The following is a 22,273-nucleotide window of genomic DNA, read 5'->3' as shown; positions in this document are numbered from 1 at the left end:
GACCTCAGGCGATGTGCGCGGTGATGGTGGAGCGGGAGGACGAGCCGAGTTTGGTCAGGATCGCGGACACGTGGGACTGGACGGTGCGCCGGGGCAGGCTGAGGAGCAGGCCGATGTCGGGGTTGGGCATGCCTTGGGCCACCAGGTCGGCGATGCGCTTCTCCAAAGGGGACAGTGCGTCGCGGGCCGGGGCGGTGGTGGGGTCCGGCGGGTGGCCGAGGGCGTGCATGCGGGTGTCGAGGCGGTGGAGGTCCCAGTGGGATGAGGTGGTGGCGAACAGCGCGGTGGCCTCGGCACGGGTCGCCCGGGCCTCGGTCGTGCGCCCCGCGGTGGCGAGGGCGATTGTGGCGTCGGCCAGTGCCGTGGCGAGTTCCACCGGGCGGCCGACAGCGCGGTAGTGGGTGGCGGCGGTCAGGGCGGGTTCGGGGTCGCCGGTGAGCAGGGTGCGGCAGTGGGCCAGGGCGGCCGCGGCGCGGGCCGGGGTCACCTCGTTGGCGGCTTCCTCCGCGCACACCCGCACCGCCGCCGCGGCCACGGATTCCCGACCCGCCGCCATGGCCAGGCGCACGACCTGGGGCAGCCACTGGTGGCGCAGCATCATGCGGGCGTAGTCGGGACGCAGCACGGGATCGAGCAGCCGCAGTGCTTCCGCGAGATCGCCGCGTTGTTCGGCGGCCAATGCCATTGCGGCCAAAAGGAAGTCGCAACTCTCCCTTTCGGACGCTGTGCTCGGTTCGAACGCCCGCGCCGCGTCGAGGTGGGCGGCGGCCTGGGCCCGGTCACCGCGGCGACCGGCGATGAGGGCGGCGACGCCGTGCAGCAGCAGGGCGGCGGAGCCGGGTTCGCGCATGCCGTAGAAGGTGATCGCCGGGCCGTCCTCGGTGACGGTCTCGAGCTCGGCGAGCGCCTCGTCCCAGCGACCGGTCCAGAAGTGGTGCACGGCGGCCGACACCTGCATCCCGGCGGGCAGGTTGTCGCGGGCGGCGACCTCGCGGGCGGTGCGCAGCGACTGCTCGGCCTCGGCCAGCCGGTCGAGGTTCTGCAGGGTGAACATCCGGTTGTCCAGCAGGTCGAACCGCAGTTCGGCGTGCGCGCCCACCTCGGCGAGCGCGCGGTCGACCCAGGCGAGGGCCCGCGGGTGGTCCCGGCGCGTGGAGTGCACCAGCCACAGCGTCTGCGCGGCGTGCGCCCTCGGGTACGCCGCGTCCGCCTCGACGTGGGCCACCAGCGCCGCCTGTTCCGCCGCGGCCAGGTCGGTGAGGTCGCCGCGCCGGAAGTTGGCCAGCAGTGACTGGTGCCGGACCCGCCACAGCTCGGGTGCGTCGGCGACGGCGAGCGCGGCCCGCAACCGGGTGATCGCCTCGGTGACCTCCCCCGACCGGTGGCGCGCGGCGGCCAGCACGTGCCGCATCTCCGCCGCCACCGCCGGATCACCCGTCCCCGCAAGGGAAGCGGCCGCCGCGCGGGACGGGTCGCGGCCCAGCCGGAACAACGCGCGGGCCAGGGCGGCCTCAAGATCAGGTGCATCGGCGCCGGTGTCGACCACCCGCTGCAGCACCGCGACGGCGACCAGCGGCGCACGGTTGACGATCACGGCGTGGTGCGCGCCGAGCCACCCGACCACCCACGGATCGGCCGGGACCTCCCCCGCCGCGAGGTGTTCGGCGACCCGCTCGGCCGTCGCCCCGACCCTGGTCAACGCCTCGGCGGCGGCCCGGTGCGCGGTGACGCGGTCCGCCGCGGCGATGCTCTCGTACACCGCTTGGTGCAGCAGGGAATGCCGGAACGCCAACCGGTCGCCCGCCTCCACCACGACCGACGCGGTCAGCGCCTCGTCCAACCGCCCGACCAGCTCGGCCACGCCCAGCCCCGCCACCTCGGCGAGTTCGTCGACGCCGAACTCCGCACCCAGCAACGCCGCCGAGCGCAGCAAAGCGCGCGTGCCGGGCGAGAGCAGTTCGACGGTCTGGTGCACCGCCGACAGCAGTGACCGCGGCGCGAGTGCCACCGTGCTCGGGGCGACCTCGGCGACCCCGCCAGTCACCTCGACCGCGTCGGTACGCAGCAACCCGTGCGCCATCTCCCGCAGGTACAACGGATTGCCCGCGGCCCGCCCCGCCATCTCCCGCAGCCGGGGTCCCGGTTCGGCGCCGACGAGACCACCGAGCAGCGACTCGGCATCGGCGGTTGCCAACGGGGACAACGTCAGCAGGTGCCCGCCCCTGGTGAGCACACCGCGTCGCGCCCGGCTGACCTCGGCGTTGCCCGGGGCGGGTCGGGTGGCGGCGACGAGCAGCAACGGGAGTTGGCGGGTCGCCGCGGCCAACCGGTGCCAGACCAGCACACTGGCCGGGTCGGCGCGGTGCAGGTCGTCGACGACCAGCACCAGGGGCGCCGCCGCGCACACCCGGTCGACGAGGTCGAGCAGCCGGTCGACCGCGGCCGGGGTCGGGTCGGCGGGCCCCCAGCCGTGGTGCGCCGGGTCCTGGGTGAGCTGGGCGGCGAGGTCGGCGCGGTGCGGGTCCGGCGAGTCGACGGCCACCGCGAGACAGCGCAGGATCACCCCGAGCGGCGCCTGGTCCCCGGCGGTGGCCCACGCCAGCTGGCAGCCCAGCTCGCCCGCGTCGGCGAGTGCCTCCGCCAGCAGCGCGGACTTCCCGAGCCCCGGCTCGCCCTCGACCCACACCGCGCGCCCACGACCGGCGGCCGCCTCGGCGACCAGTCCGCGCAGCGCTCCCACCTCGTTCTCACGGCCGAGCAGCCGCGCGGACCGGGTGACGGTCACCGGCGCGACCAGCAACCGATCGGCCTGGTGGTGCAGCGCGGGGTCGCGCGCCACGATCCGCTCGCGCAGCGACCGCAGGGCCGGACCGGGTTCGATGCCGAGTTCGTCGGCGAGGACTCGCCGGGTGTCGTCGTAGACGACGAGGGCCTCGCTGCGCCGACCCGCGCGGTGCAGGGCGAGCATCAGGTGTTCGCGCAGCAACTCGTGCCGGGGGTCGCGGGCGACCAGCTCGGTCAGCTCGGCGACGACCTCGGTGTGCGCGCCCAGTTCCATCGCCGCGCGCACCCGCAGTTCCAGCGCGCGGGCCAGGGACTCGGCCAGCCGGTGCCGCTCCAGCTCGGCGGACGGTCCGGGCACCCCGGCGTAGGCGTCGCCGTGCCAGAGGGTCAGCGCGTCGTCGAGACGCCTGCGCGCCCCCTGCCAGTCGCCGTCCTCGCCCTGCCTGGCCGCGACCGCGCGGGCGAGGTCGAACGCGGTGGCGTCGACCGCGGCGGGATCCAGGCGCAGCCGGTACCCGGCGGTGGTCGATTCCAGGAGCGTGCGCGCGGGGCCGAGCGCGCGGCGCAGGCCGGACACGTAGGTGTGCAGGCTGCCGCGGGCGCTGGCCGGTGCGGACTCGCCCCACACGCCGTCGACCAGGTCGGCGGCGGGCACGGCGAACCCGGCCTTGGCGGCGAGCATGCCGAGCACGGCGCGCTGCCTGGCCGGACCCAGCGCCAGCTCGGTGTCGCCGCGCCAGGCCCGCATCGGCCCGAGCACGCGCACCCGGACCGGCTCCCCCGCCCTCGGTTCCTCTCGCATCAGGTCCACCATCCCGTCACGGGCGGGGGCGGCGGGAGGTTCACTTTCCGTTCGCCCCCTGTTCGGCGGAGGCTGGTTCGCCCGTCAGGAGCAACCGGACCAGTGCCGCGGTGAGCCCGGTCCGGGCCGGCTGAGGGAGCGCGTCCTGGCCCACGGCGTACCGCAGCAGCCGGACCGCGAGACCTGGGGACATGGCGTCGACGTTGCCCGCGATCCAGTCGGACGCCCAGCCGTGGATGGTGGCGGCGCCGTCGAGCAGGTGGTGGGCGACCCGGTCGGGGGGCGCCCCCGCGGCGGCGAGGTCCTTGGCCAGTTCCCGGTGCAGGACAACGCGCACGGCGCGGGGCAGGCCCGCGAGCAGGGCCCTGCGCAGCGACGGCTGGGCGAACCCCACGTGGTCGCCCGACTCGCACAGGACACCGGCCGCCACGGCAGCGCCCAGCCACTGGTCGCCGGGGTGCGCGGCCACGACCTGGGCGCGGGGCCCGTACTCGCCGAGCAGGGCCACGCGCCTCAGCGGCTCCAGCAGGTCCGGTGCCAGGGCGGCGGTCGTGGCGCGGGCGACCTGCTCGGTGTCACCACCGGCGTCGACCAGTGCGGTGGCGAAGCCCGGGCTCCCGCCGGACTCCCGGACAGCCACTGCGGCGAGGTCGGGAGCGCCGAGGGCGGTGGTCAGCGCGGCGACGTCCGAGTCGCCGAGCGGCCCCAAGGTGATCACCCTGGTCGCCCGCGCGCGCAAGGCGTGCCCCGGCCGAGCCGCGACGACCAGCGAGACGCCCCAGCCCGAGACAGCCGGGTCCGGGCCGTCGACGACCACAAGACCGGACCGCGGCTCGGGCAGGCCGGGCTGGTACCAGGTGACGTCGGTGTCGGCGAGGGCAGCGCGCAGCAACGCGGACTTGCCCGCGCCCGCCACCCCCTCGACCAGCACGAGACCACCGGGCCGGGCCGCGACCGCGCGCAGTGCCGCCACCTCGGCCCGTCTGCCGACGAAGCCGTTGTCGACGCGACCGGGCTGGGTGCCGGTGAGGATGCGTTCGTGCAGCGCGAGCAGGTCGGGACCGGCCCGGCCGCGGTGGAACACCTCGATGGCCTGCGCGGGACGTCCACCCGCGGCCAGCGCCGTCATCAGCAGCGCCCGGAGGCTGTCGCGCTCGGGGTGCTCCTCGGTCAGCACCGCCAGCTCGGCCGCCGCGTCCTCGGCCCGGCCCGCGTCGACCAGCAGCCGCATCCTGGTCTCCACCAGCGACAACCGGGTCTCGGCGAGCCGGACCCGCTGGCCTTCGGCGAACGGGCCGGACACCCCGGACAGCGGCTCACCGCGCCACAGCGCCAGCGCCGCGTCCACGCCATCCAGGTCGGACCGCGTCCGGAGCCGGTCGAGGACCCGCACGTCCACGCCGTCGTCGGGCAGGTCGAGGACGTACCCGGCGTCGGTCGTGCGCAGGAGCCGCCCGGAGGTCCACCGGGCCCGGTCGGGCTCCAGCACCCGCCGCAGGTCGCCGACGTAGGTCTGGATGATCCGCGCCGCGCTGGCCGGTGGGCGCTCCCACAGCCCGTCGACCAGCCGGTCCCTGGACACGACCTGGCCCGCGCCCAGCGCGAGGACCGCGAACACCGCCTGCCTGCCCGCCGATCCCAGCGGGAGCACGGCACCGCCGCGGCGCGCCTCGACCGGTCCGAGCAGCCCAGCCCACAGCCCGACCCCGCCCCGCCCCGCCTCGGCCGCCATCACCCTCCGCCATGCCCCGGTCACCACGACGGTAGGGCGGATTCCCGCACGCCCGCAACAACCCGTGGTCACGGTCTCGGCGGGCACTTCGGCCGGTGTGCCCGGGCAGAGCGGGCCGCGGGTGCTTCCACGACCGCCGCCGCCCGTGGTGGGCTGGGCCGGTCTGCGGAGGTGGGATGGACATCTGGTCCGGGGAAGACGACGACGGCGCCGGGGCCGAGGGGTTCGCGGGCGAGTTGTTCCTCCAACTCGCCGAACGCGGCTGGCTGGTGGTCGAGCCCGAGGTGGGCAGGCGGGTGATCGCCGAGCTGCGGGCGACGCTGGAGGCGGTGCGCGGCCGGGTGCGGCTGGCCGAGATGTCGCGCAGGCTCCGCGAGACCGCGGGCGACCGGCTGGTGCCCGAGGTGGACCAGGCGGTGGTCGACTCGGTGTTCGCCGAGCAGATCACCGCCGGTCGCTGGGAGCAGGCGCTGGTCGAGCTGCCCAAGTACATCGAGGCGTTCCGGCGGGCGGCGGGCCTGCCGGAGCAGGCGTGAAGGTTTCGTTGAGTCAGCCCCGACAGGCTGGTGCCACACAGGCGTCGGGGAGGGGAACACGATGGCAGGAGTCCAGGTCGCCGTGCGGTCGGCGGACCCGCTTACGTTGGCGGGGCTGAGCGGGCAGTTGGCGGCGCAGCCGAGGATCGAGGTCGCGGGCAGGCACACGGCGGCGACCGCGGTGCTGGTCGTCGGCGCGGACCGGTTCACACCGGACCTGGTCGCGCAGCTGCGCGAGGCGGCGGCCGAGTTCGGCACACCGGTGGTGCTGGTCGCCGATGGGGTGACCGAGGCGGAGCTGCTGACCGCGGTGGAGTGCCGGGTGGTGGCGGTGCTGCCCCGGGCGGCGGCCACGGGGGGCAGGTTGGCGCACGCGGTGCTCGCGGCTGCCGATGGCGGCGGGGTGCTCGGCCCGGACCTGGTCGGCGGGCTGCTCAAGCACCTCGACCGGATCCAGCGCGACCTGCTCGCCCCGCGCGGCCTCACCGCGTCCGGCCTCACCGCCCGGGAGATCCACGTGCTGCGGCTGATGGCCGACGGCCTCGACACCGCCGAGATCGCCGTCGAGCTCAGCTACTCGGAACGCATGATCAAGAACGTCATCCACGGCCTCACCCGCCGCCTCAACCTCCGCAACCGCTCCCACGCGGTGGCCTACGCCCTCCGAGCGGGCGTGATCTGAGACATTCCCTCCCACCACCCGCCGCTGGGTTGATCCCTCCCACCACCCGCCCCCTCGTCCCCGCCCGGCATCGTCCCCGACTTGGCACCGCCCGCGCCGTAACCGCATCGCTGCCCGTTAGGGCAGTCAGGGTTGGGCAGAACGGGCAACGGGATGTTCGGGCGGTGTGCCGTGGTGGTCGGGGCGAGCACGGTGAGAGGGGGGATCGGCGGCGGGGAGGAACGGTATGCGGCGGGTGTGGGCGTTGATCGCGGTGCTGGTGGTGCTGGTCGGCGGGTGTTCGGCGAACGCGGACCAGCGGGTGCGGATCACGGTGGCCACCTTCGGCGAGTTCGGCTACGAACCGCTCTTCGCCGAGTACGAGCGGCTCAACCCCGGCGTCGACCTGGTCGGCCGGGTCACCGACTTCGACTCCCACCACAAAGGACTGATCACCGCGCTGGCCGCGGGCAGGGGCGCCGCGGACGTGGTCGCCGTCGAGGAGCAGTACCTGCCCGCGCTGCGCCGGTCGCGGGACAAGCTGGTGGACCTGTCCCGGTTCGGGGCGCGGGACCTGCGGGGGCAGTGGTCGGCGTGGAAGTGGGAGCAGGGCGTCGTCGGTGACGCGGTCCTCGGGCTCGGCACGGACATGGGCGGGCTGGCGATGTGCTACCGCCGCGACCTGATCGAGCGCGCCGGGCTGCCGACCGACCGCGACGCCCTCGCCGCGCTGTGGCCCACGTGGCAGGCCTACGCCGAGGTCGCCGACCGGTTCAGCGCGCGGGTGCCCGACGCGAGGTTCACCGACTCGGCGGGCACGGTCTACACCGCGATGCTCAACCAGGCCGGGGAGAACTACTTCCGCACCGCCGACGACGCGTTCATCGGCGACACCAACCCGGCCGTCGCCACGGCTTTCGAGCTGGCGGGCGCGATCGGCGCCAAGCACCAGACCGCGGCGCTCACCACGTTCACCCAGCCCTGGAACGTCGGCATCAACCAGGGCGCGTTCGCCACGATGACCTGCCCGGCGTGGATGCTGGCGCAGATCAAGCAGGCGGGCGGGCCCGGCGGGGCCGGGGTGTGGGACGTGACGACGGTGCCGGGCCGTGCGGGCAACTGGGGTGGGTCGTACCTGGTGGTACCCGCGCAGGGCGCGCACACCGAGGCCGCCTACGCCGCGGCGAAGTGGCTCACCGCGCCCGCGCAGCAGAAGCGGCTGTTCGAGTCCGACAACATCCTGCCCAGCCAGCCCGAGGTCTACCGCGACCCGGCCGTGCTGGCGCACACCGACCCGTACTTCCGCGACGCGCCGATCGGCCGGATCTTCGCCGCGTCCTCGGACGCGGTGCGCCCCAACCACCGCGGGGTGCGCGACGCCGACGTCCGACCGGTGTTCGGGCGGGCGCTCGGCCGGGTCGAGGACGGCAAGCAGACCGTCGAGCAGGCGTGGCGGCAGGCGGTCGACGAGGCCCGCACGGTGCTGCGGTGAGCCGGTACACCCCGTACCTGCTCGTCGCACCGTTCTTCCTGGTCTTCGGCGCGTTCGGGGTGTTCCCGCTGCTCTACACCGCGTGGGTGTCGACGCACCACTGGCACCTCATCGCGGGCGACGGGGGGTTCACAGGTCTGACGAACTACCGGGACCTGCTGGCTGACCCGTTGTTCTACAACGCCTTGGGCAACACGCTGAGCATCTTCCTGCTGGCGACCATCCCGCAGTTGGCGCTGGCGCTGGGTATCGCCTCCCTGCTGCGGCGACGCGGGGCGGCGTGGCAGGTGTTGGTGCTGGTCCCCAACGTGGTGCCGGTGGTCGCGGTGGCGCTGGTGTTCGGCCAACTGCTCGGCCGCGACTACGGGATGGTCAACTTCCTGCTCGGCCGGGTCGGGGTCGGCCCGGTGGCCTGGCAGGCGGACACCTGGGCGGCGCACCTGGGAGTCGCGACGATGGTGATGTGGCGGTGGACCGGGTACACGGCCCTGCTCTACCTGGCCGCGATGCGAGCCGTACCGCGCGAACTGTACGAAGCAGCCGAACTGGACGGCGCAGGCGGCTGGCAACGATTCCGCGCGGTCACCCTCCCCGGAATCCGCCCGACGCTCCTGTTCACCGCCATCGCCTCAGCCATCGGCGGCGTGCAACTGTTCACCGAACCCCAACTGTTCGACGGCTCCGGCCTAGCAGGCGCGGGCGGCAGCGACCGACAGTTCCAGACCGTGGCCATGTACCTGTACGAAGTCGGCTTCAGCCGCTTCAACGCCGGTTACGCCGCCGCGATGACCTGGCTCCTGTTCCTCCTGTGCGCCACATTCGCCATCACCGCCACCACCATCGCCCGACGAATCGTCCGGCGATGACACTCCGCGTCAAACGGTTGCCGCAAGCGGTTGCGCTGCTAGCGCTGGTGCTGTTCTCCCTAGCGCCGCTGTACTCGGCACTCGTTGTTGCCTCCCGTGACAACGCGGACCTAGCCAGGGCGACACCACCTTTGGTGCCGGGCGGGCGGTTGCTCGACCACCTAGGCGAGTTGGTCGATCGGGTTGACCTCGGGCAGGCGATGGTGAACTCCGCGGTGATCGCGGGGGTCGTGGCGGTCGCGAATGCGTTGCTGTGCACGGTCGCTGGGTTCGCGTTCGCCAGATTGCGGTTTCGCGGAAGGGAAGCGCTATTCGCCGTGGTGCTCGCGTCTGCGATGGTGCCCACGCAGCTGGGGATCGTGCCGGTGTTCATGGTGGTCGACGCGCTCGGGTGGTATGACACGCTCGCGGCGGCGATCGCGCCTGGGCTGGTCAGTGCGTTCGGGGTGTTCTGGATGCGGCAGGCGTGCCTGGAGGCGGTGGCGCCGGAGTTGGTGGACGCGGCGAGGGTGGACGGCTGTTCGCTTGCGCGTGTCTACTGGCACGTCGCCCTGCCCGCGTTGCGGGGGCCCGCCGCGGTGCTGGGCATGTTGTCGTTCGCCACGTCGTGGAATGAGTTCGGGTGGCCGCTGGTGGCGCTCGACCCGAACGACACCCCCACCGCGCAGGTCGTGCTGTCGCGGCTGGCGGGTGGCTACTACACCGACTACCCGCTGGTCCTGACCGGGGTGCTGGTGAGCATCGTGCCGGTCCTGCTGCTGTTCGTCCTGTTCGCCAGGAAGGTCGTCGCCGTGCTGCTGCGCGGGGCGGCGGAAACCGGGAGGTGATGTGCCGTGACCGGGGAGCTGGCTTTCCCGTCGGGGTTCCTGTGGGGCGCCGCGACAGCGGCCTACCAGATCGAGGGCGCGACAGCCGAGGACGGGCGTGGACCATCCATCTGGGACGTGTTCGCCGCGGTACCCGGCGCGGTCGAGGGAGGAGCGAGCGGCGCAACCGCTTGCGACCACTATCGCCGCTACCGCGAGGACGTCGACCTGCTGTCCACCCTCGGCATGCCGACCTACCGCTTCTCCACCGCGTGGCCGAGGATCATGCCCGATGGCCGGACCCCCAACCCGGCGGGTCTGGCGTTCTACGACCGGTTGGTCGACGCCCTGCTCGACCGCGACATCACCCCGGTTCTCACCCTCTACCACTGGGACCTGCCGCAGGCCTTGCAGGAGCGCGGCGGGTGGGTCGAGCGCGACATCGCCCTCTGGTTCGCCGAGTACGCCGGCACAGTCCACACCAGACTAGGCGACCGCGTGAAACACTGGACCACGCTCAACGAGCCGTTCTGCTCGGCGTTCCTCGGCTACGGCAACGGCGTCCACGCACCGGGCGTGAAGAACCCGCGAACCGCCCTCCGCGCCGCCCACCACCACCTACTCGCACACGGCCAAGCCGCACAGGCGTTACGCGCCGGTGGCGCAACCAGCCTCTCCATCGCACTGAACTTCTCCCCCGCGTTAGCCGACGACCCCGCCGACCACGACGCGGTCCGCCGGTTCGACGCCGTGCACAACAGGTTCTTCCTCGACCCCGTCCTAGGCCGGGGCTACCCAGCCGACCTGCGCGCCGACCTGGCCCACCTCGACGGGCTCGAACCGGCCATCCGCGACGGCGACCTGGACGTGATCGCCGAGCCGCTCGACTGGATCGGCGTCAACTACTACGCCCCGACCAGGGTCGTCTCGCTGGCCGACCCGACCGAACCCAGCAACTGCCCGCTGCCCGGACTGCGCGGTATGTCCGTGCTGCCGCCGCGCGCCCCGCTCACCGTGACCGGCTGGGAGCAGCACCCCGCCTCGCTGACCGACCTGTTGGTGCACCTCAGCGAGTACACCCGGACTCCCCTGGTGGTCGCCGAGAACGGGGCCGCCTTCCCCGATGTCGTCGACGAAGGCGGCCGGGTGCGCGACGACGACCGGGTCCGGTACTTCGCCGAGCACCTGCGGGCGGTGCACGCCGCGATCGAGGCGGGTGCCGATGTCCGCGGCTATCTGGCCTGGTCGCTGCTGGACAACTTCGAGTGGGCCTGGGGCTACGGTCCCCGGTTCGGGCTGGTGCACGTGGACTTCGCCTGCCAGCGCCGGATCGTCAAGGACAGCGGGTGGTTCTTCGCCGAGGTCGCCGCCCGCAACGCCGTGCCCGCCGAAGGCCACCCCGTCACTCCAGGTCGGCGAGCTGACCGCTGACGTTGAGCAGTTCCAGGCAGTTGCGGGCCTGCCGTCCGGTGGCGGGTGTGCCCGGCTTGGCGCAGGAGACGTTCACCGTCACCGCGGCACCGGCCGGGATGTCGATCGGGGTCACCCAGTGGTAGTCCTGGTTGCGGAAGGTCTCCAGGGCGATCGTGGTGACCGTGCGCTCGCCGAAGATGATGGTCAGCACGCCCTCGTCGCCCTGGTGGTTGGCGACGAGGATGTCGGTGATGCGGAAGACCTTGCCCTCGGGCACCACGTAGGTGCCGGTGCCGAGCCCGCCGGTGTTGGTGCGGACCTCGATGGTGCTCGAGCTCTGCGTCCCCACGCCGCCCGGGCCACCGGTGCCCGGTTGCCCTTCGCCGGTCTGGCCGTCGCCGCTGCGGCCGGGCCGCGGCGCCGAGGTGGTGATCGGGGGCGGCGGTGGCGGCGGCGCGGGGGCCTGGGTCTGGCCTGCCTGCTGGATCTCTTCGGCCCGGTCGTCAGCCGCTTCCCTTGCCGCACTGCGCACCGCGGGCCGGACGAGCAGGAACCACGCCAGCAGCAGGGCCAGCAGCGCGGCGAGCAGCGCCAGCAGCCACCTCGGGAAGATCGGCAGCTGGATGAACTCGCCCGCCAGGTCGTGCTCGCGCGGCTCGGGTTCCGCCGCGGTGGCGCTGAGCCGGATCGGCCAGGTGACGGGCTTGCCGAACCACTGGACCTTGCCGACGCGCACGCGCACGGGGATCTCGGTGTCGGCGCCGGGTTCGACCGGGATCGGCTGGTCGGTGGTGGTGTAGCGGATCCGGTCGTCGACCTCGGCGGTGGTCAGCGCCAGTTCGACGGGGGTGTTGCCGTCGTTGTGCGCCAGCACCCGGTAGCGCGCGGACCGCCAGGCGCGGCGTCGTTCGGGCACGAGTTCCAGTCGCTGCTCGGCGAACGGCTCGATGGTCACCACCGTCTCGGCCACCGCGGCCGAGTCCGGGCGCTCCACCGGCAGCACGCGCACGCCCAGCGGGGTCTCACCGGCGCGGACCGCCGACGAGCGCGGTGGCCGCAACCGGACCACCACGTCCTGGGAGGTGCCCGGGTACAGCGAGAGCCGGGCGGGTTCGACCTCGGTCCAAGCGGCGCACTCCCCCACCACCTGGAACCCGTATGCCTCGACGATGTCACCGTCGTTGCGCACCCGCAGCGCCGTGGTGGTCTCCGCGCCGGGGACGACCCGCACCGTGCGCCGCTCGAAGTCGGTCGATGTGCTCACGCCGGTGACGCTAGCCACGGCGGATCGGCGGGCGGCAGGGGGAAAAGGGCAGTCGACGGGCACCCCGGGTGCACAGCGCGGCCCCGCGCGCTGCCCGGGACCAGTGGTGCGGCGCAGGATCGGGGCAGGCTCTTCGGCGTCAGGAGGACAGCGTGAACAGAATCCCGGTAGCGGTGTACGCGGACGACCCGATCCTGCGCGGCGGCACCGTCCACCTGCTCCGATCCCGCCCCGAGGTCGAGTTGCTCGCGCCGGAGGACGACGGCAGGGCGGTGGTGTCGCTGGTGGTGGTCGACGCCGTGGACGACGAGATCGCCCGTTTGCTGCGCGGCCTGCGCCGCGGCGGCGCGACCAGGACCGGTCTCGTGGTGGGCCGCTTCGACCAGAACTCGTTGCGCACCACCATCGAGTGCGGTGTCGCCGCGGTGGTCCGCCGTTCCGAAGCCACCCAGGACCGGCTGGTCGGGGCGATCACCGCGATCGCGGACGGCGAGGCGGTGCTGCCCGGCGACCTGCTCGACACCCTGCTCGCGCACGTCGGGCGGCTGCAACGCGGCGTGCTCGACCCGAACGCCCCCACACTGTCCACTTTGACCACTCGGGAGACCGATATCCTGCGGCTGGTCGCCGACGGGCTCGACACCGCCGAGATCGCGCTGAAGATGTCGTACTCGGAGCGGACGGTGAAGAACGTGCTGCACGAGGTGTCCACCCGGCTGAACCTGCGCAACCGCGCGCACGCCGTCGGCTACGTCATGCGGCACGGCCTGATCTGAGCGGGCACCGACGACAGCACGGCCGGGCAGCGGGAACGCCCCGACCGTGCCCGGCAGGCCATCGGAACCGGCGCCCGCCGGGGCGACGATCACGAGGTGGCCGATGACCGCGGAAGGACACCCATGTCCCGCTTGCCCGTCGTACTGGCGGTGGTGGCGTCGCTGGGCGGCGTCGTCACCGCAGCGGCGCCCACGGTGGCCCAGGCCGCGCCGGACCCGGTGCCGACCAGGATCGCCTTCGCGGGCACCGGGCACCGCAGCATCGGCGTGCTCGACAGCCCGGTAGCCGACCAGCTTCGGTCGACCCGTCCGCTGCTGGGAGCCGGGGTCGCGCACCACGACGACGACGTGTCCGCGCGCGGTGAGTTGATCGTCTTCACCAGTAGACGCGACAGCCCTCGACCGCAGGTCTACCTCGCCTCCCCGGAGGGCGAGGTGCGCAGGCTGACCACCGGCCGGGACGCGGCGCGGCCGGTGCTGTCGCCGGACCTGCGCACGGTCGTGTTCGAGTCGGTCGAGGGCGGGCAACGCGACCTGTGGGCGATCCGGGTCGACGGCACAGGGGAGCGCAGGCTCACCAGGACACCGCAGGACGAGACGTCGCCGACGTTCTCACCGGACGGCGAGGACATCGCCTTTGCCCGATCGGGCCAGATCGTCGCCCAGCCCCTCGCGGGCGGGCCGTCGCGCCGCCTGACCGAGGAACCGGTCGGCACGGCGAGCCAGCCCGCGTGGAACCCGCGCGACGGCCGCCTGGCGTACACAGTGGACCTGGGCGCGGCAGGCACCCGGATCAGCGTCCTGAGCGGCGGTGCGACGGTCGGGACACCGCTGCTCAGCGGTGGGCAGGCGGACTGGAGCCTCCACTCCCCGCGGTGGAAGCCTGATGGCGTCAACCTGTTGTTCCTGACCAAGGACCAGGACTGCACCTGCACGGCCGATCCGGCGGTGCTGAAGGTGTACTGCATCGACACCACCACGCTGCCCTCACCCGCGTTGCCCGACCTGCTCCTGGCCGAGGACCGCGCGGTGTCATCGCCGACCTGGTTGGTGACCGGCGGCGTGCAGCACCTGCTGGTCGCCAGGACGAGCGCGCCAACCGCCAATACCGCCACGCTGCAGGACATCCAGCCCGATGGGACCGACCCGCGTGATCTCGGGGTGCCGGTGCTGCGGGAAGACCCGGAGGCGGTCAACGACCCGAACCTGCTGTTCCACCCGCGCCAGGGGTTCGACCCGTGGACGCAACGGCAGTCGTACTCCCCGGACGGGCGGCGGATCGTGCTGACCCGGTTCGAGGACGAGGCGGGCAGGCGGGTGCAGCGGCTGTGGGTGGTCGACGCCGATGGGACGAACCCGCGCCGGGTCCCCGTCGCCGATCGGCAGCCCACGGACTGGGAGTTCGACCCGGCCTGGTCGCCTGACGGCCGGTCGCTGGTGTTCGCCCGCCGCTCCCCCGGCGGGGTGCGGCCCAACGGCGGTCCCAGCCGGGTGGTGGTGATCGACGCGGAGTCCGGCGCGGTGCGCGGGCTGCTGCTCCCGCCGCCCGAGGTCGCCGACCAGGAAGACACCCAGCCGGCGTGGTCACCGGACGGGCGGACGCTCTCGTTCACCCGGGGCGTGGTCAGCGACGGGCCGACCGGCGAGATCCGCGACAACCACATCTGGGTCGCGCGGGCGGACACCCTCGGTGGACAACGTGATCTGAGCGCGGCGGTGTGCGGGTTCGATTGCGCGGTCACCGACGACAGTCCGGCGTTCAGCCCGGACAGCCGCGTGGTGGCGTTCAACCGGGAGAACGACGGTGTGCTGCTGGTGTCGCCGGCGGACGACGACTGCCGGGTGGTGCTGCCCGCGGGCGCCGCATCTTGCGCGGGACCGCTGAACAGTGGCGCCACCGGCCCGTTCCAGCCGCGTGACGTGGCGTTCTCGGCCGAGGGTGACCGGTTGGTGCTGACCACGCGGCGCGCGGGTGACGCCCGGTCGCCGGAGGCACTCGCCGTGCTCGACCTGGACACCGGTGAGCTGGCGCGGCTCGACTGGGACCTGCCGGGGCGGCAGAAGGAGCCGACGTGGCAGCAGCCGGTCGACCTGGCGGTGCTGGCGCCACCGCGGCTCGTCACGACCGTGGGTGAGCCGGTCGAGGTGCCGGTCGACGTGGTGAACCACGGCCCCGCGCCCACGCCGGACGCCGTCGTGACCGCTTCCGTTCCCACCGGGCTGCGGCTGGACGATCTGCGTACGCCACGGGGCAGTTGCGACGTGGTGGAGCGGCGGTGCGCGCTCGGGGGTTTGGCGCCTGGGTCGACCGTGCGGATCACGGCCGTGTTCACCGCTGTCGTGGCGGGCCGGTGGCAGGTCCAATGGTCGGTGGCGGGCCCGGTGTTCGACTCGACCCCGGCGGACAACGCGACGGCGACGCTGGTCGAGGTCGACTCCCCCGAACCGCCCGCTCCCCCACCGCCGCCACCCGCCGGTCCGGCGCTGTCGGTCACTGTGAACCCGAACCCGTCTTATGTGGATGGACGAGCGACGGTCACCTACACGGCGCACAACGGTGGTCCCAGCCTGGCCACAGGTCTTCGCCTGGATCTCGCGCTGCCGCAAGGGATCCCGGTCGCCTCGTTGCCTCCGGGTTGCACCGTGGCAGGTTGCGCGCTGCCCGACCTGACTCCCGGCACCGCTGTGTTGGTGCAGGTCGTGTTGGCCCCGCGGGAGCCGGTGACCACGGAGGTGCGCGGCCTGCTGAGGACCTCCGGCACCGACAACGACCTGTCCGACAACGCCGCCACCGCGCCGATGCGGGTGCTGCTGCCGAAGATCGTCGCCGTTCCCGACATCGGCGAGCCGGGCTTCGTCACCTCGGTGCGCGGGGTCGACTTCCCGCCGGGCACGCCGGTCGCGTTGACCTGGACGCCCGGGATCACCGCGGCCGCCGCACCCACGCTGCCCGCCGCTGACGGCCGGTTCATCGCGCAGCTGCTGGTGCTGGACAAGGACCAGACCGGGCCACGCACGATCACGGCGTCCGGCGCCGGGTTCCGGCCCGCGACGACGCCGTTCCTGGTGGTGCTGGGGACGATCAGCCCGCCGGACATGGTGGGACGACGGTGACCGGGAGGCAGGCGTGATCCACGAGGTCGACGAGGCGCTCCGCGGCCTGCTGGTCGACGGCGGCGTGCCGGGCGCGGACGGCGAGCTGGCGTTCGAGGCGCCCACCACGGACTGGACGGCCCGGCGCACCGCCCCCACGGTCAACGTGTTCCTCTACGACATCCGGGAAGACCGCGCCCGACGCGGTTCCGGGGCCATCGAGGAGCTCGACGAAAAGGGCAGGGTCACCGGCTGGCGGGAGCCGCCGCGCTGGTTCCGGCTGTCGTACCTGGTGACGGCGTGGACGAACCGACCGCAGGACGAGCACCGACTGCTGTCGCGGGCCCTGTCCGTGCTGGTCCGCCGGGAACGGGTCGAGGACCGCTGGCTGACCGGCTCGCTCGCCGAACTGGGCCTGTCGGTGACCCTGGAGACCGCGGGCCCGGTGTCCTCCGGCAGCGCGGCAACCGACATCTGGTCCGCACTCGGCGGTGAGCTCAAACCCGCCATCGACGTGCTGGTCCTCGCCCCGCTCATCGGCCACCACACCCCCGCGGGCCCGCCGGTCACCGAGGGGATCGTGCTGCGCGGCGCCCAGACAGGCGAGCACGGCCACCGCCTGCGCTACGAAGGCCCCACAACCGCCGAGGGCGACGGCTTCGCCACAACCCGCCCACGCCCAACCCGCCGCAGACGCCAGGGCCCAATCACATGAGCACCGACCTGCTCATCAGGCTGGCGGAGTTGGAGGGTCGAGTGCGCGCAGCAATCAAGAACCACGAATCCACCAACCCAGCGCTCACCGGCCCGCCACACGCGCCAAGGCCCGACCACATGACCGCCGATCCGGCGTTCACCGCGACTCGCCCACTGCCGGTCCACCGCAGGCGCCAAGGCCCGATCACATGAGCACCGATCTGCTGACCAGGCTGGCGGAGCTTGAGGACCGGGTGCGCGCCGCGATCGAGGGGCGCGAGTCCGTCGACCCAGGGTTCGCCGATCCGCGTCGGGCGTTGTACCTGACCCCGGCCGACGCGCGGCGCGTCCTCGACACGCCGGTCGAGCCGGTGCCTCGGTCGCGGCCCGCTGAGGAGCCGGGTGGGCGGTTGGGGGCGTTGGCCAAGCGGTTCGGGTTGGACGAGGTTGAGGTGGACTTCCTGCTGGTCGCCGTCGCGCCGGATGTCGATGCTCGGTTCGAGGCGCTCTACGGGTACCTCAACGACGACATCACCCGCCGCAGGCCCACGGTCGGGCTGGCGTTGCGGCTGTGCGGGCTGGATCAGGCGGGGACCGGGCGGTTCCGGGTGCGCCCGCTGGTCGCGGGTGGCCTGTTGGAGGTCGTCGACCCCGGGGCGCCCGCGCTGTCCCGGACCCTGCGGGTGCCCGACCGGGTGGTGGCGCACCTGCTCGGCGACGACAGTCCTGACACGGGACTGGACGTGCGAACCGCGGTGGGCGAACCGGGCCCGTTCGCCGAGCGGCTGCGGTCGGCGGTGGCAGCGGGCCCGGTGCACATACGCGATACCACCGGCGAGGCGCACCGGGTCGCGGTCGAGGCGTTGGGCACGGCGGTCGTGGTCCCGCCCGCCGCGTTGACCGAGGCGGTAGTCGTCGCCGCGGTGCGTGAGGCGCGACTGCGGGACGGTGGCGTCGTCGTAGGGCCGCTGGACGCCCCACCCGAGGGACTCCGGGCGTTGCTGGAACACGACGTGCCGCTGGTGTTCCACAGTGGACTGCATTGGGACGCGGGATGGTCACCTCGCACCGTCCTATCGCTCCCCCTCTCCCCCAGCGGTTCCGCGAACCCTTGGGCAGAGGCCATCACGGCGGCGACTGGCGAGCCCGCCGATCCCGAGGTGGTGGCGGCCGTCGGCGCGTACCGGGTGGGCAGCGCGCAGGTCGAGCAGATCACGTCCGTCGCCGCCCGGCACGCCGCGCTGGACGGGCGACCGCTTGGCCTCGACCACGTACAGGCAGGCGTGCGGGCCACCAACGGATCCGGGTTGCGACGACTCGCCCGCCGCATCACGCCCACGGTGACCTGGGACGACCTGGTGCTGCCGGAGGCGACCCGCGCGCAGTTGGCGGAACTGGCCCAGCGGGCGCGGCTGCGCGACCGGGTGCTCGGCGACTGGGGGATGCGACCGGGCGGTGGCCGCGGACGGGGTGTGGTGGCGCTGTTCGCGGGCGAGTCGGGCACCGGCAAGACGATGTCGGCGGAGGTCGTCGCCGCGGACCTCGGGATGGACCTGTACGTGGTCGACCTGGCCACCGTGGTCGACAAGTACCTCGGCGAGACCGAGAAGAACCTGGACCGGATCTTCACCGAGGCCGAGCGGGTGCAGGGCGTGCTGCTGTTCGACGAGGCCGACGCCGTGTTCGGCAAGCGGTCCAAGATCTCCGACGCCCGGGACCGCTACGCCAACCTGGAATCGGCCTACCTGCTCTCGCGGCTGGAGTCCTTCGGCGGCGTCGCGGTGCTCACCACCAACCTGCGGTCCAATGTGGACGACGCGTTCACCAGGCGGCTGGACGTGGTCGCCGAGTTCGCGCTGCCCGACGCCCGGCAACGGGAAGCGCTGTGGGACCGCTGCCTGGGCGCCGCGATGCCCAGGGCGGACGACATCGACCTCACCGGCTGCGCGCGGCGCTTCGAGCTGGCGGGCGGGTCGATCCGGGCCTGCGCGATCAGCGCCGCCTACGCCGCGGCCGCCGACGACCGCCCGGTGGCGATGGCCGATCTGGTCGCCGCCGTGCGCCAGGAGTACCGCAAGCTCGGACGGCTCGTCGACGGCGACGAGTTCGACCCCGCCTGAGGAGGCACCGATGCACGAGCACGAGCAGGTCGACAAGGCAGGACGGCGGTCGGCACCACGGCGCTCCCCCGAACCGGCCGAGACCACCACCCGGGTCCAGCAGCTGCAACGAGCACTGGGCAACGCCGCCGTCGCGCAACTCCTGTCGTCAGAACAAGAGGAGACCGAGGAGCCGACCGGGGTGCACGATGTCCTCGGCAAGTCCGGGCAACCGCTGCCCGACGGGGTGCGGACCGACATGGAAGCCAGGCTGGGCGCGGACTTCTCCTCTGTGCGGGTGCACAACGACACCGCCGCGGCCCGGTCCGCCGACGAGATCGGTGCCCGCGCCTACACCTCCGGCGAACACGTCGTCCTCGGTCGCGGTGGCGGGGACGACCACACCCTGGCGCACGAGCTGTGGCACGTCGTCCAGCAGCGCGAGGGGCCGGTCTCGGCGACCGACCACGGCAACGGCGTTGCCCTCAGCGACCCGGGCGACCGGTTCGAACGGGCAGCCGAGGACGTAGCCACCCGTGCCATGAGCGGGCCCGCGCCCGAACACGCGGGGCACGCGGACCACTCCGGCCACGCTCACGCGGGCGCCGTGCAGCGCAGTCCGCGGGACTGGCGCAACTCCGACCACGTCCGCTCGGCGCTCACCGCCGAACCCGGCGGCCTGGGGCTGCGGCGCTCGTTCTGGCCCGCGATCACCCAGGCGGTCCGGGCCTACATCAGCATCCACGACAACACCCAGCTCGACCAGCGCCGCGACATCCTCAACACCCTGGAAGAGGCGATCAACGCCTGGGAGGAGAACCAGCGGGGCACGGTCACCCTCAACACCGGTGGGGCCAGGGACAAGCGGGCCATCATCGCCGCGCTGGTCGGGCTGGTCGCCACCGAGCGGGCCGAGATCCGGGCGGCCAGCGCGCCCCAGCAGCCCGCGGCGGCCGCCGCCCGGCCGATGGCCATGCCCGGCTCGTCCTCCGGCGCGGCCCGGCCGATGGCGATCGGGGGACCGTCGCGGGCCCGCCCCGGCCAGGACGGCGAGGACAGCAGCCCGGAGGACCGCAGCGACATGGCCGCGCTGCGCGACCGGTTCGCCGCCACCGCGAACCTGCCCCCGGGCATCGACATCCACGCGCACCTGACCCGGGGCCGCAACCTGCCCGCCATCCACGACCAGGGGCTGATGCCCGGCGCCTCGCGCGGCATCGGCCTGCCCGACACCGACCGGGAACCCGACACCACCTACACCTACCTGCTGTCCGGGTCCCCGCCCGCGGCGCGGTTCGTGTCCCAGGAAGCCGGTGGCCGCACGGTCGGCGTTGTCAGCTCGAACGTCGACTTCGGACCCGACACCAACTACCCCGGCGGTTCCTACATGCACCACGGGGGCATCCCCCCGGTGCGCGACAACACCCAGGGCGCCGACGGGCCGTTCTCCTTCACGCTGCCCGCGACGCCGCGGACGCGCCAGGGGCTGCGCGACTTCGTCAACGCCCACCTGCCCGCGGGTCAGCAGCAGCTGTCCGAGGCCGAGGCGCTGGAGCGGGTCATGGCGGCCCTGTGGCGCACGTTCGGCATCCGGGCCGCGGGCGACCTCGCCCGCGGCTGACCGGTCGGGCAACCGCGGTGCCCCGAGGGGGAGTCGGGCGGACCTCCCGCCGGGGCACCGAACCGCGAAACCCTGTTCCCAGGCACGAGATCCGAGATGAGGAGCGACCATGCCGCAGTACCTCTCCCCAGGTGTGTACGTGGAGGAGGTCCAGACCGGGGCGCGACCGATCGAGGGGGTCGGCACGGCGGTCGCCGCCTTCGTCGGGTTCGCCGAGCAGGGCCCGTTCCACCGGCCCACCCTGGTGACCAGCTGGAACCAGTACGCGCAGCTGTTCGGCGGGTTCGCCGAGGGCGCGTACCTGCCGCACGCCGTCTACGGCTACTTCAGCAACGGCGGCGGATCGGCCTACGTCGTGCGCGTCGGCGGTCCGGCCGCTGATGCCGCCGCCCCCGCGCCGGAACCGGTCGCCGTGGGCGGGCTGCTGGTGGCGCCCCGACCGGACGCCGGGCCGGACCTGTCGGTGGAGATCGCCGACGCCGACGGCGAGAACCCGCCGGACGACCGGTTCAAGCTGCTGGTGCGGCAGGGCACCAAGGTCGTCGAGACCTTCGACGTGTCGACCCGCAAGAACGTCAAGAACTACGTCGTCACCCAGGTCGGCGAACGGTCCACATTGGTCACGGTTACCGAGCGGCCGGGAACCGCGCTGAGCAAGCCGGAACGGCAGTCGGTGACCCTCGCCGCGGCGGAGCGACCGAAGGAGTCCAGCTCGGTCGACGCTGCCGAGTACATCGGCGACGCCGAGGAACGCACCGGTTTTGGCGGCCTGGAGTCGATCGACGAGGTCACCATGGTCGCGGTCCCGGACTTGATGGGCGCCTACCAGCGGGGCGCGATCGACCTGGAGGGCGTCAAAACGGTGCAGCTCGCGGTGATCTCGCACTGCGAGCAGATGGGCGACCGGGTCGCCGTGCTCGACTCCCCGCCCGGGCTGTCCGCGCAGCAGGTCCGCGGCTGGCGGCAGGACACCGCGGGCTACGACTCCAAGCACGCGGCGCTGTACTACCCGTGGATCACGGTGTTCGACCCGGCCGCGGGCCGCAACAGCACCGTGCCGCCGTCCGGGCACGTCGCGGGCGTGTGGGCGCGCAACGACGTCGAGCGCGGTGTCCACAAGGCACCGGCCAACGAGGTCATCCGCGGCGCGGTGGACCTGGAACTGACGCTGAGCAAGGGTGAGCAGGACCTGCTCAACCCGGTCGGTATCAACTGCGTGCGGGCCTTCCCGGGGCGCGGCATCCGGATCTGGGGCGCGCGCACGCTGTCGTCGGACCCGGCGTGGCGCTACCTGAACGTGCGCAGGCTGTTCAACTACCTGGAGGAGTCGATCCTGCTGGGCACCCAGTGGGTGGTGTTCGAGCCCAACGACGACCGGCTGTGGTCGAGCATCCGGCGCAACATCACCGCGTTCCTCACTGAGCAGTGGCGCCGGGGCGCGCTGTTCGGGCGCACCGCGCAGGAAGCGTTCTACGTCAAGTGCGATCGGGACAACAACCCGCAGGAGTCCATCGACCTCGGTCAGGTCGTGTGCGAGATCGGTGTGGCGCCGGTGAAGCCCGCCGAGTTCGTGGTGTTCCGGCTGGCGCAGTTCTCCGACAGCACCAGCCAGGTCAGTGAGTGACGCAGTCG

Annotated in this window: 15 protein-coding genes; 12 read left to right on the top strand and 3 right to left on the bottom strand. The window is 73.3% G+C overall.

From position 1 onward, the window contains the following. Positions 1–4: 4 nt before the first annotated feature. Complete coding sequence (locus tag BMY07_RS14670) at positions 5–3,586, bottom strand: BTAD domain-containing putative transcriptional regulator (protein WP_092779090.1); 3,582 nt, start codon at positions 3,584–3,586, stop codon at positions 5–7. 40 nt (positions 3,587–3,626) lie between these two features. Then, positions 3,627–5,318: an AfsR/SARP family transcriptional regulator gene (locus tag BMY07_RS14665; protein ID WP_092778587.1), complete on the bottom strand. Its 1,692-nt coding sequence runs from the start codon at positions 5,316–5,318 to the stop codon at positions 3,627–3,629. A gap of 176 nt (positions 5,319–5,494) precedes the next feature. Between BMY07_RS14665 and BMY07_RS14660 the strand changes: the two genes are divergently transcribed. From BMY07_RS14660 to BMY07_RS14635, 6 genes are all read left to right on the top strand, one after another. Next, the gene (locus BMY07_RS14660; protein ID WP_092778586.1) at positions 5,495–5,854 is read left to right on the top strand and encodes a hypothetical protein; all 360 of its coding nucleotides are present in this window, start codon (positions 5,495–5,497) and stop codon (positions 5,852–5,854) included. A gap of 61 nt (positions 5,855–5,915) precedes the next feature. Then, positions 5,916–6,536 (top strand): helix-turn-helix transcriptional regulator, encoded by a 621-nt coding sequence (locus BMY07_RS14655; RefSeq protein ID WP_092778585.1) that lies wholly within the window; start codon positions 5,916–5,918, stop codon positions 6,534–6,536. Between the two features lie 226 nt (positions 6,537–6,762). Beyond that, positions 6,763–8,007: an ABC transporter substrate-binding protein gene (locus BMY07_RS14650; protein WP_092778584.1), complete on the top strand. Its 1,245-nt coding sequence runs from the start codon at positions 6,763–6,765 to the stop codon at positions 8,005–8,007. Continuing rightward, a complete protein-coding gene (locus BMY07_RS14645; RefSeq protein ID WP_218150667.1) occupies positions 8,004–8,873 on the top strand; it encodes a carbohydrate ABC transporter permease in 870 nt (289 codons plus the stop codon). Before BMY07_RS14650 ends, BMY07_RS14645 begins: the two co-directional genes overlap by 4 nt. Then, entirely contained in the window at positions 8,870–9,700 is an 831-nt protein-coding gene (locus BMY07_RS14640; RefSeq protein ID WP_092778582.1) for a carbohydrate ABC transporter permease, read from the top strand. The genes BMY07_RS14645 and BMY07_RS14640 overlap by 4 nt, the downstream gene beginning before the upstream one ends. A gap of 18 nt (positions 9,701–9,718) precedes the next feature. Continuing rightward, on the top strand, positions 9,719–11,110 hold the full coding sequence (locus BMY07_RS14635) for a GH1 family beta-glucosidase (RefSeq protein ID WP_092779088.1): 1,392 nt from the start codon (positions 9,719–9,721) through the stop codon (positions 11,108–11,110). Here the strand turns inward: BMY07_RS14635 and BMY07_RS14630 are convergent. Then, positions 11,082–12,356, bottom strand: coding sequence for a COG1470 family protein (locus tag BMY07_RS14630; protein ID WP_092779086.1), 1,275 nt, complete (start codon positions 12,354–12,356; stop codon positions 11,082–11,084). The two genes, BMY07_RS14635 and BMY07_RS14630, sit on opposite strands and share 29 nt — an antisense overlap. A gap of 152 nt (positions 12,357–12,508) precedes the next feature. Between BMY07_RS14630 and BMY07_RS14625 the strand changes: the two genes are divergently transcribed. The 6 genes from BMY07_RS14625 (at position 12,509) to BMY07_RS14600 (ending at position 22,265) form a co-directional block, all read left to right on the top strand. Next, entirely contained in the window at positions 12,509–13,132 is a 624-nt protein-coding gene (locus BMY07_RS14625; protein ID WP_245782389.1) for a helix-turn-helix transcriptional regulator, read from the top strand. 123 nt (positions 13,133–13,255) lie between these two features. Then, the gene (locus BMY07_RS35880) at positions 13,256–16,246 is read left to right on the top strand and encodes a DUF11 domain-containing protein (protein WP_092778580.1); all 2,991 of its coding nucleotides are present in this window, start codon (positions 13,256–13,258) and stop codon (positions 16,244–16,246) included. 13 nt (positions 16,247–16,259) lie between these two features. Then, positions 16,260–16,940 carry a Pvc16 family protein gene (locus BMY07_RS14615; protein ID WP_092778579.1) on the top strand — a complete coding sequence of 227 codons (681 nt, stop codon included), beginning with the start codon at positions 16,260–16,262 and terminating at the stop codon, positions 16,938–16,940. A gap of 190 nt (positions 16,941–17,130) precedes the next feature. Next, on the top strand, positions 17,131–19,041 hold the full coding sequence (locus BMY07_RS14610) for an ATP-binding protein (RefSeq protein ID WP_092778578.1): 1,911 nt from the start codon (positions 17,131–17,133) through the stop codon (positions 19,039–19,041). Positions 19,042–19,051: 10 nt separating this feature from the next. Next, positions 19,052–20,641, top strand: a complete 1,590-nt coding sequence (locus tag BMY07_RS34975) for an eCIS core domain-containing protein (protein ID WP_218150666.1) — start codon at positions 19,052–19,054, stop codon at positions 20,639–20,641. A 109-nt stretch (positions 20,642–20,750) separates the two neighbouring features. Continuing rightward, the gene (locus tag BMY07_RS14600) at positions 20,751–22,265 is read left to right on the top strand and encodes a phage tail sheath family protein (protein WP_092778577.1); all 1,515 of its coding nucleotides are present in this window, start codon (positions 20,751–20,753) and stop codon (positions 22,263–22,265) included. Positions 22,266–22,273 lie beyond the last annotated feature (8 nt).

Origin of the sequence: Actinokineospora terrae (genome assembly GCF_900111175.1) — a bacterium.
GTDB classification, from domain to species: Bacteria; Actinomycetota; Actinomycetes; order Mycobacteriales; family Pseudonocardiaceae; genus Actinokineospora; species Actinokineospora terrae.
The sequence above is the reverse complement of the archived record's forward strand: the minus strand, read 5'-3'. Positions and strand labels throughout refer to the sequence as shown.